The sequence below is a fragment of the Lacinutrix sp. WUR7 genome (assembly GCF_016864015.1).
In the GTDB taxonomy this organism is placed as follows: domain Bacteria; phylum Bacteroidota; class Bacteroidia; order Flavobacteriales; family Flavobacteriaceae; genus Oceanihabitans.
Map to the genome: position 1 here is coordinate 2,975,855 of NZ_CP045067.1, position 17,733 is coordinate 2,993,587.

The window sequence follows — 17,733 nt, forward strand, 5'->3', positions numbered from 1 at the left end:
CCATGTCAGTACAGTTAAAAGATTGTAAGAATTGCGAAAAACCTTTTGATGAAGCTTATGAATTTTGTCCGCATTGTGGACAAAAGGATAAAGACGATTTAACTTTAGGTGTTTTATTTTATAACACCATTAGTAATTACTTTTCTTTTGACGCTCGTTTTTTTAAGAGTTTTTTTCCACTACTTTTTAAGCCAGGATTTTTAGCTGAAAAGTTTATAGCAGGAAAGCGTTTGTTGTATTTGCATCCAGCACAAATGTATTTGTTTGTAGCAATAGTGTTTTTCTTTTTAAATTCTTTACGAATAAATAATTGGTCTAATCAATTTGATACACAAGTAGGAAAGGTTTTAAATCAAGTAAAAGATATAGATATAAACACAGGAGATCGAGCAACCGATTCTCTTAATTTAATAAAGTTAAATAATAGAATAAAACAAGATTCTTTAGATAGGATAGAAGTAAAACAGCTTTTAGAAGAGAATAAAATATATACAGGGTTTTCTGAAAAGGAAATAGACTCTATTGTTTCGAGTGAAAACTTTAGAGCAGTAGATTTTTCTTTTGATGAAATTAAAAAATTAGATTCTTTGATAGCTAAAAATGCTTCAGATGCAGTTATTTATAAAGAATTAGGACTTCGTGAAGAAGATGGAGGGTTAACGGAACGTTTTTATAAACAAGGAATAAAGTTTTATAAACAACGAAAAGCAGGCGGGATATTAAAAACCTTTTTTGATACGATACCCATAGCAATGTTTTTTATCTTACCAATATTTGCATTAATATTAAAACTGTTTTTTAGAAAAAGCGGAAGATATTCCCATCACTTGGTATTTAGTTTCTATTATTTTTCTTTCCTATTTACCGTTTTTAGTCTTATTCTAGTCGTTAATTATATAGTAGAAATTCCGGATTGGATAGATAGATTAATTGTGTTTTCTACCTTTATATATCTGTTTTTAGCCATAAAGCGATTTTATAAACAAGGTTGGTTTAAAAGCTTTTTTAAGGCAAATATAGTAACCTTACTATTTTTTCCTGTAGTAGTAATAGCTGGGTGTATTGTACTTGGGTTTGCGGTTATGAATTTTTAGATTCTGCGTGCCATATTGGTACATTTAAGAATGTACTTAATACTTCAGTATCAATAATTAGTTTTTTTAAATTTCCATGGTCTATCACATTTACTCTAGAAGCATCATCTAAAACCAAATTGAGTTCAAAGCTTTTATAGCTACTATTTTTACCATCGATAGTCTCTCCAATTAATTGAAGAGCTACAATTCGGTTTAACTTTATATTGTTTCTTTTAAATCCATTATAATAATTATTGGAGGTTTTATTAAAAACTCGAGGGCTTAGAAACTTATAAAAAAGATAAATTCCTGCAGCTAAGAAAATGGCACCAAAAAGAATAAGGAAAATATTTTCCATAAAAAAAGTACCACTATCGATTATTTTATAAACACCAAAAGCAAAAATAGCAAAGCCGGTTGAACTAAATACAGAAGCAAATAAAATAGCTCCTATAGATGCTTTAAAAGAATAGCCATTACTAGTTTTGGTTAAAATGTGTGTTTTAAAATTTGAACCACCACTAGAATGTGGTGTTGTTAATGTGGTTTTTTTTATAAAATCTATGTCTAGCATATTAAAGTTTCTCCTTCAAATACTTCCCAGTAATGGAGGCTTTTATTTTTACAATTTCTTCCGGAGTTCCTGCAGCTACTAGTTTACCTCCAGTTTCTCCTCCTTCAGGACCTAAATCAATAATATGATCTGCACATTTAATCAATTCTAAATTGTGCTCAACAACGATGATAGAATGTCCTTTTTCAATTAAAGCGTAAAAAGATTTTAGTAATTTTTGAATATCATGAAAATGTAATCCTGTGGTTGGTTCATCAAATATAAATAGGGCATTTTCTTGTCGGGAACCTTTTCCTAAAAAGGTGGCAAGTTTAATACGTTGTGCTTCTCCACCAGAAAGGGTAGAAGAACTCTGACCTAAAGTAACATAACCTAAACCAACATCTTGCAATGGCTGTAGTTTAGTTTGTATCTTTTTCTGTTCGTGTGCTGTAAAAAACGCAATCGCATCGTCTATAGTAAGGTTTAAAATATCATCAATACTTTTATTACCAAAAGTGACTTCTAATACTTCCTTTTTAAAACGCTTTCCTTTACAAGTTTCACATTCTAAATGGACATCTGCCATGAATTGCATTTCAATAGTAACTTCACCTTCTCCTTTACAGGTTTCACAACGACCGCCATCTACATTAAAACTAAAATGTTTGGCAGCGTAGTTTCGTATTTTACTTAATTTCTGACTAGCGTATAAAGCGCGAATATCATCATAAGCCTTTACATAAGTAACCGGATTTGAACGTGAAGAACGACCAATTGGGTTCTGGTCTATAAATTCAATATGTTTTACATTGGTATAGTTTCCCTTTAACTCTGTAAACTGTCCTGGCTTATCTCCAAAACCAGTAAGATGCTTTTGTATGGCAGGAAATAGAATCTTTTTTACTAGTGTACTTTTTCCACTTCCAGAAACTCCTGTAACTACAGTTAGCATGTTTAAAGGAAAAGTTACATCTATATTTTTAAGATTATTTTCTCTAGCGCCAATTACTTCCACAGCATATTTAGAAGTTCTTCGTTTTTTAGGAATTTCAATTTTTAGTGTTTCATTTAAATATTGAGCCGTTAAGGAATTAGAAGCTAAAATATCTTTAAATGTTCCTGTAGCAACTACATTTCCACCAAAAGTACCAGCTTCTGGTCCGATATCTATAATTTCGTCAGCTTCTATCATGATGTCTTCATCATGCTCTACCACAATTACAGTATTTCCTAAGTCACGAAGCGCTTTTAATACTACTATTAAACGCTCGGTATCTTTTGGATGCAGACCAATACTTGGTTCATCTAAAATATACATAGAACCAACCAAGCTACTACCTAAAGAGGTTGCGAGGTTAATACGCTGACTTTCTCCTCCAGATAGTGAATTCGATTTTCGGTTTAAAGTTAGGTAGTCTAAACCTACATTAGATAAAAAGGAAAGTCTATTGTTTATTTCTTTTAAAAGTCGTTTAGCAATAGTTAAGTCATTATCACTTAGCGCTAACTGCTTAAAGAAAATGGCCAATTTATTTAAAGGCATTTCTACTAAATCTGTAATGGTTGCGCCACCAATTTTAATATAATTAGCTTCAATACGTAGACGTTTTCCGTTACAAACTTTACATTTTGTTTTCCCTCTGTAACGCGATAACATTACTCGGTTTTGAATTTTGTAAGCTTTGCTTTCTAATTCGGAAAAGAAATTATTTAAACCTTCAAAGTATTGGTTACCAGTCCAAATTAATTGCTTTTGTTCTGCACTTAACTCAAAATAAGGTTTATGAATAGGAAAATTATAATGATGTGAATTATTTACTAATTGATCTTTATACCAACTCATACTTTCTCCACGCCAAGGAAAAATAGCGTTTTCATACACCGAAAGTGCTGTATTTGGGATTACCAAATCGTCATCGATACCAATAACATCTCCATAACCTTCGCATTTAGGACAAGCGCCATAAGGATTATTAAAACTGAATAAATGTACATTTGGTTCTAAAAAGGTAATGCCATCCAATTCAAACTTATTACTAAACTGTTGTTGTTTATTATCGCTTAAGGTTTCTAAGTAACATTCTCCTTTCCCTTCAAAAAAAGCGGTTTGTGTTGCATCTGCTAGTCGGTTGTAAAAGTCTTCATCCTCTTTGGTGATAATTCGATCTACCACCAAGAAGATATCTTTTACATTCGCTTTAATATCTTGGGTTTCGTCTAAACGAATAATTTCGTCTTTAACTTTAATTCTAGCATATCCTTGCTGATTTAAAACCTTCAGTTTGTCTTGTAATTCTCTTCCTTCTTCTAAATGAATAGGAGCGAGGAGCAAGAGTTTTTCCCCTTCAGCAAAAGATTTTACATATTTAATGACATCTGCAACGGTATCTTTTTTTACTTCTTTTCCAGATTTAGGAGAGTAGGTTTTACCAATTCTAGCAAATAAAAGTTTGAGGTAATCGTAAATTTCGGTACTAGTACCTACGGTAGAACGGGGATTGGTAGAATTTACTTTTTGCTCGATAGCAATAGCAGGAGCAATTCCTTTAATATAATCTACTTTAGGTTTGTTTAACCGACCTAAGAACTGTCTAGCATAACTAGATAAACTTTCAACATAACGTCTTTGTCCTTCTGCATATAAGGTGTCAAAAGCCAAACTTGACTTTCCAGAACCAGATAAACCCGTAATTACGACTAATTTGTTTCTTGGGATTACGACATCAATATTTTTAAGGTTATGCAATTTTGCACCTTTAATGATGATATTTTGTTTCGGATTTACTTCAGAAATATTAGTGTACATAAGCTTTTAAAGGAATAATTGTGCAAAGATACTACAACTAGTTCAGCATAAAAAATAGATTATTGTGTAATAAAATGTTAAAAAAAGTATTTATTTTTTGTTTTTTAGGAATGATTCTTGTTATATTTGACTCATACTAACATAAATAACAAAATACTAGCTTATAGCATAACATTACTTTTTAAATTTTAACCCCAAGTATTAGAAGGCTTTCTTCTGTGCAAAAAAGTAATCATTATGCAAAAAGAACTTACAACCGACGCTACTCTTGTTAGTAACTACATTAAAGGAGATGAAAGCGCACTAGGAATTTTAATTACCAGACACAAACAGCGAATCTACAGTTTTATATACTCTAAAGTATATGACAAAGATATTGCAGAAGATATTTTTCAAGATACTTTTATTAAGGTTATACGAACATTAAAAAAAGGTTCTTATAATGAAGAAGGTAAGTTTTTACCTTGGGTTATGCGTATCTCTCATAATTTGGTTATCGATCATTTTAGAAAAAGTAATCGAATGCCTAAATTTAGTAATACGGGTGAATTTAGTATTTTTTCTGTACTGAGTGATAGTGCTTTGGATGCCGAAAAAACAATCATTAAAGAACAGGTAGAACGTGATGTACGACGTGTTATGGATGAGTTACCAGAAGATCAAAAAGAGGTTTTGGTAATGCGTATGTATAACGATATGAGCTTTAAAGAAATTTCTGAAAAAACAGGTGTAAGCATAAACACTGCTTTGGGTAGAATGCGATATGCTTTAATTAACATGCGAAAAATTATTGATAAGCATAATATTATTTTGACTAATTAACAATAATATAAAGTATGTTTCGTTTTTAGAGTATAACAAACACATTTTAAATGGCAAAACTTTACTCTAAACATCCTAAAAAGGAACAAATTAACCAGAATCCTAAACAAGAAACAATAGATTTTCTTCTTAGTTATTCTAAATCTTTAAGTGTATTACACTACAATAACTTGAAGTTTGAAACACTTCTAAACTAAATAAAAAAAGTTCTGATTTTTAATCAGGACTTTTTTTTATTCCTACGTAAGCAGGAATCTCTTAGAATTAATTCTATTTTTTAATTAGGAATAGAAACAAAATATAACCTTAAAAATAGCTTCACACTTTAGGGCATACGCTCCAAATTTTCCATTTAGGAAAATCCAACTCTTCTTGACTAAAGAGAGGTGCAAGTTCTAATATTGTTTTTTTAAACGACAATGCTATTATTTACTTTTAGAGTTGGTTTTTTTTTGTAAATAATAATTCTTCATAATTATACGTGTTTAAATATTCTATTCTAATCTTTTCTAAATGTTTGCTTACTAAATCTTTATTTTTATAATCTTCAGACAAACAGTTTTTTAAATTTTCATCAAAAACGGTTAATACTAAATAGTAGTTTCCTTTTAATCTACTTGTATGTGCGCTTTCTAAAATTGGATTATTTCCATTCTGTTCCCGTTTTGCATCTACTAAAATAGGAACTAAATTTATTGTTTTTGTTTCTCTTTCTGTTTCATAAAAAGATAAAGAATAGGTTTCTCCATCTATTAGTATTGGTACATTGCTTTCTACATCTATGTAGTCTCTTTTAAATTTATTATTGATATAGGTATAAAAATGATTTGCATCTTTTGGGTCTTCAAAAATAAAAGCGTTTTGTTTTGGCAATCCTTTTTTGAATTTTTTAGCTACCATTAGTTTATAGGTCTCAATTTTTGGTGCTATTTTGGTTGGTATACAGGAAGTAAAAACGAATATAACAATAATAAATAATGCTGTGATTTTCATAAATATATTTTAGAAATAGCAACAATTAGTATGCCATGAATTCTTTAAAAATAGCTTCGCATTTTGGGGCAAACGCTCCGAATTTTCTTTTTAGGAAAATCCACCTTTCTTTAACTAAAGAGTGGAGCAAGTACTATTAATAATTTTATAAAACAATAATATTCTTATTTGCTATTCGCGTAATACGCTTTTAAAACAGTACTTCTACCAATAGTTTTAGTAATAATATCCTTTTCTAAATCCCATCCTCGTGCTGGAGAATATTCTCTACCATACCAAATAATTTGTAAGTGTAAATCATTCCAAAGTTCTTTTGGAAATATTCGTTTGGCGTCTTTTTCGGTTTGCGTAACGTTTTTTCCGTTGGTTAAATTCCATCGGTACATTAATCGATGTATATGTGTGTCTACAGGAAAAGCAGGAACTCCAAATGCTTGACTCATAACTACACTAGCGGTTTTGTGCCCTACAGCTGGAAGTTCTTCTAAATATTCGAAACTTTGAGGAACAATACCATTATGTTTTTCAATTAAAATTTTTGATAAACCATAGATGCCTTTACTTTTCATTGGCGACAATCCGCAAGGTCTAATGATTTCCTTAATTTCTTCCACAGAAAGTTTTATCATATCATAAGGGTTATCTGCTTTTGCAAAGAGTAAAGGGGTAATTTTATTTACTCTTACATCTGTACATTGTGCAGAAAGTAAAACAGCAATTAGCAACGTATATGGATCTTTATGGTCTAATGGAATTGGTATTTCTGGATATAGCTTGTTTAACGTTGTTATAACAAAATCTACTTTTTCTTGTTTGGTCATTATTGTATCTTTGAAAAACAAAAATAAGAAATATGAAGACATTACAGGTAGGAGATACGGTTCCAAATTTCACAGTGAATAATCAAGATGGTGAAGCAATATCTTTAAGCGATTATAAAGGAAAGAAACTGATTGTTTTCTTTTACCCAAAAGCGAGTACACCTGGTTGTACGGCAGAGGCTTGTAATTTACGAGATAATTACAAAGTATTACAAGAGAAAGGTTACGAGTTACTAGGTGTTAGTGCCGATTCTGAAAAAAGACAAACCAATTTTAGAAATAAATATGTGTTTCCTTTTCCGTTATTGGCAGATGAAGATAAAGTCGTTATTAATGCTTTTGGTGTTTGGGGAGAAAAGAAATTTATGGGAAAAACCTATGATGGTATTCATAGAAAAACTTTTATTGTGGATGAAAATGGAGTAGTAGCGAGAGTTATTGATAAAGTGAAAACAAAAGATCACGCAGCACAGATTTTAGAATAAAAAGTAACAATATAAAGTATAAAAAAAGACCTTACTAAGTTTATCTAAGTAAGGTCTTTTCTAATTTTATAGAATTTCTAATTTATTGATCTTCGCTATAAATCTCTTCGGTTTCGCAACTAAATAAACTTTTCTCTTTTATAATTTTAGATACACCTTCAGGAAGCATGCCTTCCCAACCGGATTCTCCGTTAGATATCATTTTTAAAACTTTACGAGAAAATACAGAAAGTATTTTAGGATCATAATCTGCTATATCTACTACTTTTCCGTTGTACTTAAAGAATTTATATAATTCTTTCATTCTAGGATGTACTTTTAAATCTTCACTTGTTGTTAAAGTACCATCTCCATTTTCCATAGGATATAAATACACACGTAAATCTTTAAAGAATAATTTACCAAAAGCTTCTAGAATTCCTCCACTTAAATGACGGTAATATTTCTCGTCAAAAATATCGACTAAATTATTCACTCCCATTGCAAGTCCCATTCTGGCTTTAGAGTATTGTGAGAAGTATTCTACCAGTTTGTAATATTCTTGGAAGTTGGATATTAAAACGGTTTGACCAAGAGAACAAAGTAATCTTGCTCTATCCATAAAGTCTTGCTCGTCTATTTCACCTTCCGCACGAAGATTAGATAATGTAATTTCAAAAATTACTTGTGTCTTTTCTTCGTCTACTTTATTTTCTTTTATAAACATGTCATAAGATTTATGAAACATATCCATATTTACCTTTGTAACAGGTCTAAAGCTACCACGAAGTGCTAATATATTCTTCTTATAAAGTACTCTTGCTGGTAAAACATTGTTTCCATCTGGTGCAAACATAATAGCATCTGTCATGCCATTTTTAACCAGTTGTAAACTCATTAATCTATTATCTACATCTTCAAAAGCAGGACCAGAGAAATTAATAGTATCAATTTCTAGTTGGTCTTTATCTAAGTGATCGTATAAATATTTTAATAATTTTTTAGGTTCGTTGTACTTATAAAAAGCACCATAAATTAGGTTCGTACCTAAAATACCTAAAGTTTCTTGTTGTAGTCTCGCATCGTTTTCTTTAAAACGAAGGTGTAATATAATTTCGTTATAATCTTGATCTGGATCTATTTGGTATTTAATACCTACCCAACCATGGCCTTTGTATTTTTTAGCAAAATCTATAGTTGCTACTGTATTTGCGTACGAGAAAAATAATTTATTAGGATGGTCATCACGAGTTAATCGCTCTTCCATTAGTCTAACTTCATGATTTAACATTTTACGTAAACGCGCTTCGGTTACATAACGCTTATCTTCTTCAATACCATAAATGGCATCACTAAAGGCTTTATCATAAGCAGACATTGCTTTAGCTATGGTACCAGAAGCTCCTCCAGCTCTAAAGAATTGACGAACAGTTTCTTGTCCAGCGCCTATTTCGGCAAAGGTTCCGTAAATGTTTTCGTTTAAGTTTATTCGAAGTGCTTTTGTTTTCAACGAAGGAATTTCATCAAACTCTTTATCACCTTTAATGGTTATTTCCATTTTAAATTTGGTTTTCTTGCTATTAAATTACCATTTAGCGATTGTAAGCATAACTGGTATAACAAAGATATTAAATAAGTGTACCAAACAAAAAAATAAACTTATTTTTGTTTTAAAATCTATATACAATTGAAAGTAACTTTTCTTGGCACAGGAACTTCACAAGGTATTCCAGTTATTGGAAGCACACATCCGGTATGTTTAAGCAATAATCCAAAAGATAAAAGGTTGCGTGTTTCTGTAATGATTACGCATAATGATAACGTGTATGTTATAGACTGCGGACCAGATTTTAGAGCGCAAATGCTGAAACAAAATGCAACCAAATTAGATGCTATTTTGTTTACGCATGAACATGCAGACCATACTGCAGGATTAGATGACATAAGACCTTTCTTTTTTAAACAAGGCGATATTCCTATTTATGCGCATCAAAGAGTATTGGAATCTCTTAGAAGACGATTTGATTATATTTTTGAAACTGAAAACAAATATCCAGGAGCACCAAGTGTTGCGCAAAATAGGATAACAAATGCGCCATTTTATATTGAAGATTTTAAAGTTACTCCAATTAATGGGATGCATAATAATTTGCAAGTTTTCGGATTCCGATTAGAAGATTTTGCATATTTAACAGATATGAAAACAGTTGCAGACGAAGAGATTGAAAAGCTTAAAAACTTAGATGTTTTGGTAATTAATGCATTGCGCGAAAAAGAACATATTTCCCATTTTAATTTAGAAGAAGCATTAGCATTTATTGAAAAAGTAAAACCTAAAAAAGCCTATTTAACACATATAAGTCATTGGCTAGGTTTTCATGATGAAGTACAACAAAAACTTCCTGAAAACGTTTATCTGGCTTATGATGGATTAACCATTAACCTATAACTAATTACCATTATGAAGAGTAAAATTTTTATGTACTTATTTATTTTCACAGCATTACTTGTTGTTTTTCAATATGTAAATTCTAAAAATGTATTTGAAGCGGATACAGCCCAACTAGAGGGGTATAAAACGAAAATTGAAAAGTATAAAGATTCTGTCACTGTTTTAGGGGATAAAGCTTTTCAATATTCCGAATTTAGTTTAGGCTATTCTGATGAAGCTTTAGACTATATAGAAAAACGTGGTTATGATAGTGACCAATTAATAGCACTTATTGAAGAATCTCTTTATGAGTTAAATTTAAAGGAAGGAGATAATCCCTTAGTGCCTTATGCTGCAATGTCTTCTGGCGGAAAAATGATTATTAATGCGATTCGCGTTCTAAACCACAAATGGTTAATTTGTAACTTTAATGATGGCGAATATTGGGGCGAATTATTTTTAAAATATACCATTGGCGAAAACGGTGAAATTATTTTTGAAGTTGTAGATTCCCTTTTATATACAACTAATTAACTGTAAAAAAAGAATTTACTTTTACTAGATTACCGCTTTCTGTATAGCCTTGAATAGTTATTTCATAAGTTCCTAAATTATCTGAAGTGAAAAAATTATATGTGTTTTCTCCTTTGTTTAATGATGCATTTGGAAGCCATAACAATTGATTTCTATAATCTGGAATTCTTTCTAAAAGAGAAGTGTTTTGCTCATAATTAGGACTATAGTATAGTTTTTTATTTTCTAATTTTTCAATAGTTATTTGCTTTATATAATCTCCTTTAGGAGATATATCATTTAAAGAAAAATCATTATTTTTAGTCTTAAAAGAGATGATTCCATCGTAAACCTTAGAACCATACATATATTGCCCAATTACAACTGCAATCTTATCAATATCATTGGATCTGTAATTTACAATATCACTATTATTTGTAATTAAAAGCCCATCAACAAGAACTAAAGGTTCTGTATTAAAAAAGGGAATTACAATTTCTGAATTTAGATAATCGTTTACAACAAATTTATAATCATCTCCATCAGGTTTTATAGATGCAGCAAGTATAATTTCAACAAATGTTTCTTGAATTGTTTTAAACCTAGTATAATCTTCTAATTTGTATGTGTATGTAGTTGCAAGTGGATAGAAAAAGGGTTTGTTGTAATTTCTTGATATAATACTATCGGTTTTTATATTGTAATATGCGTTTTCTATTTGGTTATTAATACTTTGTCTTTTTACCCAATCTTTAATGTTTTCATTTAAAAGTAGTTTTTTGAATTCTAAATGTTTTGGAAGAAATTCTTGCGTATTGATTTCTAAGATATAATCTTCTGCATTTGGTTCCTGTACCTGTACTATTGCAATTGTATTACTGTATTTTTCGTTTAAAGTAAAAAAGAATAGTCCAGAATTATTAGTGCTTACATTTTTAAAAATAAAATTTTTTCCAGTTATGGAAAGTGATATGGATTTATTTTTTACAGAAGCATTATTGTTAGATGTTATTTTTCCAGTAAGAAGTTCTCCTCTTAGTTCTGGTAAATAGTATGTATTTGGTTTATAGGTAGTTGTGACTTCTTTGTTTTTAATGTTATTTATAATATTAACAGAGTCTATTTTTCTTACAGAAATAGAAGAGGATTTTAAATTTGAATATTTGTTTGTAACAGTAATTATTACTTTTTCTCTTGAAGTGTAGCTGGTTTTATTAGATTTGAAACCAAGGTATGTATCAGTTATAACATTCTTGTTTAGAGTTTTTGTTTTTATTATTTCTACTTTCTTTTCACTAATATTTGTTGCATTATTAGTTGTTTCTGTATTGTACGGATTTATAACAAATATGTCTTGCTCAGAAAAACTATTTTCAATATTATTTTTACTCCAATTTGTATAAGAAATAAGTTTATAATGTCCTGTCTTTACAGTTGAAGGAATAAAGAATTCACCGGAGCTTATACTGTTTTTTACATGTAATTTATGATTAAAAACCACGTGGTTATCACTAGATAATAATACCACATAATTTAGCAGGCTGATATCACTTAAACTAGAGTTTTCTGGGATGATATGATAGGATTTATAATATAAAAACTCTCCCACTAATAGTGTGTTAGAATTGACTAGTAATTGAACAGATTCTTCTGGGATTTGTGTTTTTAATAAGTCAAATTCTTGCGTGTTTATTTGCGAAAACAAAGAATTCACACAAATAATTAATAATATTGTTATTTTTTTCTTCATAATTAATCTTCCCAAAAATCTGGTTGTATATTAGACCCAACTGATGTGCAATCTCCACATTCTGGATTTGTAAGTATCCAATAATCATTTATGTTATTAGGTAATTCAGAACTAGATAAATTATAAGTGATACTGTAGTTAAAATTTATATCTGCATTTAAGGTTAAAAGTCTATATATTTCTGCTCTTTGATTAGGTGTGCGGTCACTGAGAGTGTTATCTGAACCATCTAAGGCTATTTTTTCACATTTATATAAATAGTCGGGTCTAAGTATTGCAAAATCATTATGACTAAAATATATTCTTTTTGTTGCAATTGATTCTACCGAAAAGTAACCGATAACTTTTGAGTTAGGGTTAGTTGTAGATTCTATATTACCAGTAACATATCCAGGTTGGTTTTGTGATAAGACACTTCCAATATTTCCTAATTCATTTACTACTTTATAAAAAGTATAGGCCTCGATTGATTGTGAATACTGTTTTACAAGAATACTATAGCGGTCTCTAAGAACACCATTGTTTTTGTTAATAAAATGAACAGGAAGCTTTGAAACAGTATTAAAAATAAGATCATTAGTAGAGGCTTGTAAAATTCCAGTAGAATTGTTAAAGCCATAACAAACACGCTCTTCTTGAGTTCTATTAGGAAAAGAAAAACTAAAATCAACTAAAGTGTTACCACCAAAAGGAACTGCACTATAATTAAATATATAGGCCTCTTCGTTTACATAGTTAGGTGCTATAATTTGATATGTTTCTTCATATTCATATCTAAAATATCTAGTGTCGCTATTTTGATTTTCACTATCTAAAAATATTTGAATACCTTCCTCACCATCATCATTAGTTAGAAGTTCTGAATAGAGATTAGTTATTTCAGATTCTGCTGTCAAAATACTTGGTTTAGATTTATACTCATTTCCATCTTGGGTACTAATATATAGTGAGTATTCTAAGTTATTAATTGCTTGAAAAGGTATGTTTGAAATATATTGCCCTTCAGTATTTTGAGAAAATGAGTATATATTATTATTACTATCTTCTACCCAAACTGTGGCATTTTCTTCAGTTACTGGTTCGCTTTCTTCAAGAATGAATGTTCTAGATAATTTTACAACTTGATGTTTTAATTCGTTAGTAATAGTGCTTTCTACAACTAGAATATCTTCAAAAGTTAAGGTTTCTACTTCATAGGGTTCTCTACATGCAAAAACAATTAGAAGTATTGCTAACCCGAAAAGACTATATGTTTTTGTTTTCATAATTAAAACTTAAAGTTATATGTTATTGTAGGAATTGGTACTGCAAAAACAGACGTTTTATAGGCTTGAATTTTACCGTTTTCATTAACAAAAAACACAGAATATGGATTGTTTCTACCTAATACATTATACACAGAAATATTCCAGAAACTGTGTGCTAATTTTTTAATTTTATGGTTTCCCTCTATATTTAACCCCAAATCTAATCTGTAATAATCAGGTATTCTAAATTTGTTTCTATCACTATATACTACTTGTTCCTCTCCAGCAAAAGTGTATTTGGCAATAGGAAAAGTTACTGGTCTTCCGGTTTGATAGGTAACGTTTGCTGAAAAACTAAAACGATGTGTTAATTTATAATTTGCTATAAGTGAAAAATCATGCGGTTTATCAAAGTTGGCAGAAAAGTATTTACCATTATTTACACGTTCTTGATCTATTGGACTATCCAATTTTATTAAAGATCTAGAATAACTATAAGATAACCATCCATTAAGTTTTCCTTTTTTCTTTTTTATTAAAAGTTCTACACCATAAGCTTTGCCTTCTCCTTGTAATAATTCTTGTTCAATATTTTCATTTAGACTTAAGTTTGCTCCAATTTTATAGTCTAATATGTCATTCATTTTTTTATAATAACCCTCTAAGCTTATCTCTAAGTCACTATCTATTATGTTTTTATATAATCCTATTGCAAATTGATTTGCACGTTGTGGACTTATGTTTAAATCGGAAAGTTTCCAAGTATCTGTTGGTGATTCTGTAGTATTATTGGATAATAGATGTATGTACTGTATAGTATTATTATAACTTCCTTTTATAGAAAGGCTAGGAGATAGGAAGTACCTTAAAGATATTCTAAATTCTGGTCCACCATAAGTTTCTATAAACTTATTTTTACCATAATCTCTAGTTTCTACAATAGTTGATTCATCTCTTGGACCACCACTTGTATATACGTTTTGAGTAGATGCACCTAATGCTGCATAAAAGGAATAACGTATTCCTAAATCTACTAAAAGCTTGTCATTAACTTCAAACTTATCTGAAATATATAAAGCAGATTCTAATGCTCTTTCTTTGTCTATAGTTAATGCTATTACATCTGATTTTTCACCATTTGGGTTTATTTCTCCTGGATTTATATTATAAAGTTTTGTGCTTAAACCATAATCAAACTTATGTTTTTTACTGTGTAAATATTTCATATTTAACTTAAACTGAGACTCATTGATTTTGTAACCATAATCAAAGTTTAAGTTAGAATCTCCTTCAAAACCAATATCAAATTTATACTGACTATTTACTAGTATAACTTCACTTTTATGTTTGTCATTATATGTATGATTCCACTTTATAGATGCTGCAAGGTTACTGTATTTGAATAAGGAATCTGAAGTAATACTAAATTTGTCTTTACTATAGTATACAGAAGTTTGAATATCATTATTCTTATTAATTTTATGTTTATACTTTACAATAAAATCATAAAAAGAAGCTTCGCTATTTTTTAAATCGTCTTCGTCTATGGCTTTTAAAATCCAATCAGAATAAGTAGAACGAAACCCAGTGACTAAAGAAGATTTTTCTTTTACTATTGGAACTTCTAATGCTAAGTTTGCAGTTACTGGGCCAATAGAACCTTCACCCGAAAATTTTTGAATATTTCCGTCTTTTGTTTTAATATCAAAAACAGAAGACAATCTACCTCCAAATTCTGCGGGGATACTTCCTTTGAAAATATTGACACTGCCCGTTGTAAAAGGGTTTAAAGCAGTAAAGAAACCTAAAAAGTGCGATGGACTATATATTACAGCATCGTCTAATAAAATTAAATTTTGATCTGTACGACCACCTCTAACATTAAACCCTGAGGATCCTTCGCCTGCAGATTTAATACCTGGTAATGTTGTTGCTATTTTTAAAACATCACGTTCGCCTAATACAACAGGAATTGTTTTTAATCCAACAACATCAATTGTTGTAACCCCTACAACAGCTTCTTTAATATTTGCATCTTTTTTAGCATCAATAATTACTTCATCTAAAGTTTCTGCTACTTCTGGAATATTTAAGTTTAAACTACCATTGTTATAGACCATAATATCATTTAAAGTTCCTTCAAAACCAAATAACTTTGTTTCTATTGTATTAAATCCTGCGGGAATTTCTACAGTGTAAAATCCTTTACTATTAGTTGTTGTATTAATATTTTTATCTTTAATACTTATTACTAAATTCTGTATAGGCTCATTGTTGTTTTCATTTTTTGCAATTCCAGAAATTATATAAAAAGCTTTATTGTTCTTTGTTTGCTTTCCAATAATGACTATTTTTTTATTAGCGTCTTCATTTTTATTATAAAACTGGATGGTATTATTTGAATTTAATTTTACACTGTCTTGTTTGAAAATGTTATTAACTATGCTATTATTAATTACAGTATTATTTGTAAGAATCACGCTGTTATTTTGAATAAAAAAATTGAGTGTTGTTTCTTTCAATAAATCAGTTAGAATGAAATTTACTGTGGCATCTTTATAATTTTTATTTAAAGTTGCATTAGAAAACCAATCTTCTTGAAAATAGAACTTAAAGCTAGTTTTGGTTTCTATTTTTTTAATAGCTTCTCTGAGTGTATTGTTTTCTAATTGGATTGAAATTTTATTATTAGTTTGTCCAAATACTGTTTGTATAAACAAAAACAAAAAACATATTATGTAAATTTTTTTTAACATATTCTAAATTTGGTATACATTCTTAAAGTTGATTGTCAATTTGATTAATTAATAATTTATAAAATTGGTTTGGATTTCTTTTTAAGAGAACCGTATTTTTTTTATAATATTCATTAATTAGCGTTTCCATTTCTGGAAAAATTTTGCGTAAACTTTTCCTGGATTTTATTTCATAAAAATCTGTATTATATTGTAGGAGATAAATAGCATACTTATTAAATATAAAATAGGTTTTATTTCCTCTTATTTTTTCCTTTTTATCTTTTGAATGTTTACTATAGAGATTTATAAGGTTTCCTTTATAAACAGGTTCTAGAAATCCGTTAAAACCAATTTTCTTTAATTTATCATTATTATAAAAGTTGAAAAATTCATGATTAGCAATAGTAAAACGACTAATGTTTTCGGAAATTAATTTAATATTCAGGAAGTTTTTTTCTGTATTAGGATTTAAGATTAATTGATCTTCAAGTAGATCATATTTTAGAGATAAATTAAAATAAGGTTGCCCTTCACTAACTACTAATCCATTATAATATTGAAAACTTTGAAAATAACGATGCTCCTCTTTATTAGATTTAAAATAGTCAATAAATAATTTTCCATTAAGTAAATTTAAACTCTCAATACCAATTATAGAATCATAAACTGTATAATGTTTTTCTTTAGAAAACTCATTTTGAGATAGTAGAGAACTACTATATAAAAATAAAAGAAAAGTGTAGGTAAATTTTATTATCAAAATGTGATTTTAAGTGATTTCAAGGTACAAAAAAATGTAGGGAAACTATTATTTTTTATAAAGATGTTCCTTGTATATATTAAATGTTACCCAAAAGTTTTATAACAACTTGTTTAACCACTCTTTTAGCGCATAAAAATTTTGAGGAGCAACACCATGACCAACAGGAAATTCACTGTATTGGTGTTTGATGTTTAAAGATTTTAAAAACACTGGTGCTTTTCTAGCCCAATCTACAGGAATAACTTGATCTACACTACCATGAGAACAGTAAAAATTAAGATTACTATAATCTTTAGTTTCTACATCTTCAGGTAAAATAGCCGGATTTATATAACCACTTAAAGCAATGATGTTTTTTACTTTTTTAGGATAGGTTAATGCTACACCATAACTTAAAATGGTTCCTTGACTAAATCCTAAAAGGGATACATTATCTTTATTTACGGGATAAGCGGCGGTTGCTTCATCTATAAATTTGGCAATAAGATCTCTCGATTGTTTTGCTTCTTCGTCATCACTCCATTTTGCACCAGTAGCATCAAAATCAATAGTGTACCAAGCGTTTCCATAAGGTTGCATGGCTTGAGGCGCTCTAACAGAAATGATAAATAATTCTTCTGGTAATTCGGCAGCAAAAGAAAATAAGTCGTTTTCATCACTTCCATATCCATGAAGTAGAATAAGTAAAGGAGCATTTTCTTTTAAAGAAGATTCGCGAACGATATGATGCAGGGAAAGGTTTTGTGTAGTCAT

The 17,733-nt window shown here is 29.4% G+C and carries 16 protein-coding genes; 6 read left to right on the plus strand and 10 right to left on the minus strand.

Annotation, left to right across the window (positions count from 1 at the left end; genetic code table 11):
• The first annotated feature begins 2 nt into the window (after positions 1 to 2).
• Entirely contained in the window at positions 3 to 1,094 is a 1,092-nt protein-coding gene (locus FG167_RS13040; RefSeq protein ID WP_203458677.1) for a DUF3667 domain-containing protein, read from the plus strand.
• Here the strand turns inward: FG167_RS13040 and FG167_RS13045 are convergent.
• Entirely contained in the window at positions 1,081 to 1,650 is a 570-nt protein-coding gene (locus tag FG167_RS13045; RefSeq protein ID WP_203458678.1) for a hypothetical protein, read from the minus strand. The two genes, FG167_RS13040 and FG167_RS13045, sit on opposite strands and share 14 nt — an antisense overlap.
• A 1-nt stretch (position 1,651) precedes the next feature.
• Positions 1,652 to 4,438, minus strand: a complete 2,787-nt coding sequence (gene uvrA, locus FG167_RS13050; RefSeq protein WP_203458679.1) for an excinuclease ABC subunit UvrA — start codon at positions 4,436 to 4,438, stop codon at positions 1,652 to 1,654.
• Positions 4,439 to 4,675: 237 nt separating this feature from the next.
• Here uvrA and FG167_RS13055 point away from each other — a divergent pair, with 237 nt between their 5' ends.
• Together FG167_RS13055 and FG167_RS13060 are read left to right on the plus strand one after the other, a co-directional pair.
• Positions 4,676 to 5,260 (plus strand): RNA polymerase sigma factor, encoded by a 585-nt coding sequence (locus FG167_RS13055; RefSeq protein WP_203458680.1) that lies wholly within the window; start codon positions 4,676 to 4,678, stop codon positions 5,258 to 5,260.
• Positions 5,261 to 5,310: 50 nt separating this feature from the next.
• Entirely contained in the window at positions 5,311 to 5,457 is a 147-nt protein-coding gene (locus FG167_RS13060; RefSeq protein WP_203458681.1) for a hypothetical protein, read from the plus strand.
• A 238-nt stretch (positions 5,458 to 5,695) separates the two neighbouring features.
• Here the strand turns inward: FG167_RS13060 and FG167_RS13065 are convergent, their stop codons facing one another.
• Positions 5,696 to 6,253, minus strand: coding sequence for a hypothetical protein (locus FG167_RS13065; RefSeq protein ID WP_203458682.1), 558 nt, complete (start codon positions 6,251 to 6,253; stop codon positions 5,696 to 5,698).
• A 164-nt stretch (positions 6,254 to 6,417) separates the two neighbouring features.
• Positions 6,418 to 7,074: an endonuclease III gene (nth, locus tag FG167_RS13070; protein WP_203458683.1), complete on the minus strand. Its 657-nt coding sequence runs from the start codon at positions 7,072 to 7,074 to the stop codon at positions 6,418 to 6,420.
• A 32-nt stretch (positions 7,075 to 7,106) separates the two neighbouring features.
• On the opposite strand from nth, the gene bcp reads away from it, so the two are divergent.
• The gene (gene bcp / locus FG167_RS13075; RefSeq protein WP_203458684.1) at positions 7,107 to 7,559 is read left to right on the plus strand and encodes a thioredoxin-dependent thiol peroxidase; all 453 of its coding nucleotides are present in this window, start codon (positions 7,107 to 7,109) and stop codon (positions 7,557 to 7,559) included.
• Positions 7,560 to 7,641: 82 nt separating this feature from the next.
• Here the strand turns inward: bcp and FG167_RS13080 are convergent, their stop codons facing one another.
• Positions 7,642 to 9,096, minus strand: coding sequence for a TonB-dependent receptor (locus tag FG167_RS13080; RefSeq protein ID WP_203458685.1), 1,455 nt, complete (start codon positions 9,094 to 9,096; stop codon positions 7,642 to 7,644).
• 129 nt (positions 9,097 to 9,225) lie between these two features.
• Here FG167_RS13080 and FG167_RS13085 point away from each other — a divergent pair, with 129 nt between their 5' ends.
• Positions 9,226 to 9,987, plus strand: coding sequence for an MBL fold metallo-hydrolase (locus FG167_RS13085; RefSeq protein WP_203458686.1), 762 nt, complete (start codon positions 9,226 to 9,228; stop codon positions 9,985 to 9,987).
• A gap of 12 nt (positions 9,988 to 9,999) precedes the next feature.
• Positions 10,000 to 10,503 (plus strand): hydrolase, encoded by a 504-nt coding sequence (locus tag FG167_RS13090; protein WP_239004392.1) that lies wholly within the window; start codon positions 10,000 to 10,002, stop codon positions 10,501 to 10,503.
• Here the strand turns inward: FG167_RS13090 and FG167_RS13095 are convergent.
• From FG167_RS13095 to FG167_RS13115, 5 genes are all read right to left on the minus strand, one after another.
• Positions 10,496 to 12,232, minus strand: coding sequence for a hypothetical protein (locus FG167_RS13095; RefSeq protein ID WP_203458687.1), 1,737 nt, complete (start codon positions 12,230 to 12,232; stop codon positions 10,496 to 10,498). The genes FG167_RS13090 and FG167_RS13095 overlap by 8 nt on opposite strands.
• Before the next feature lie 2 nt (positions 12,233 to 12,234).
• Entirely contained in the window at positions 12,235 to 13,497 is a 1,263-nt protein-coding gene (locus tag FG167_RS13100; RefSeq protein WP_203458688.1) for a DUF4249 domain-containing protein, read from the minus strand.
• Between the two features lie 2 nt (positions 13,498 to 13,499).
• Entirely contained in the window at positions 13,500 to 16,199 is a 2,700-nt protein-coding gene (locus tag FG167_RS13105; protein WP_370568380.1) for a carboxypeptidase-like regulatory domain-containing protein, read from the minus strand.
• Positions 16,200 to 16,257: 58 nt separating this feature from the next.
• Positions 16,258 to 16,977 (minus strand): hypothetical protein, encoded by a 720-nt coding sequence (locus FG167_RS13110; protein ID WP_203458690.1) that lies wholly within the window; start codon positions 16,975 to 16,977, stop codon positions 16,258 to 16,260.
• Positions 16,978 to 17,076: 99 nt separating this feature from the next.
• Complete coding sequence (locus FG167_RS13115; protein ID WP_203458691.1) at positions 17,077 to 17,733, minus strand: alpha/beta hydrolase; 657 nt, start codon at positions 17,731 to 17,733, stop codon at positions 17,077 to 17,079.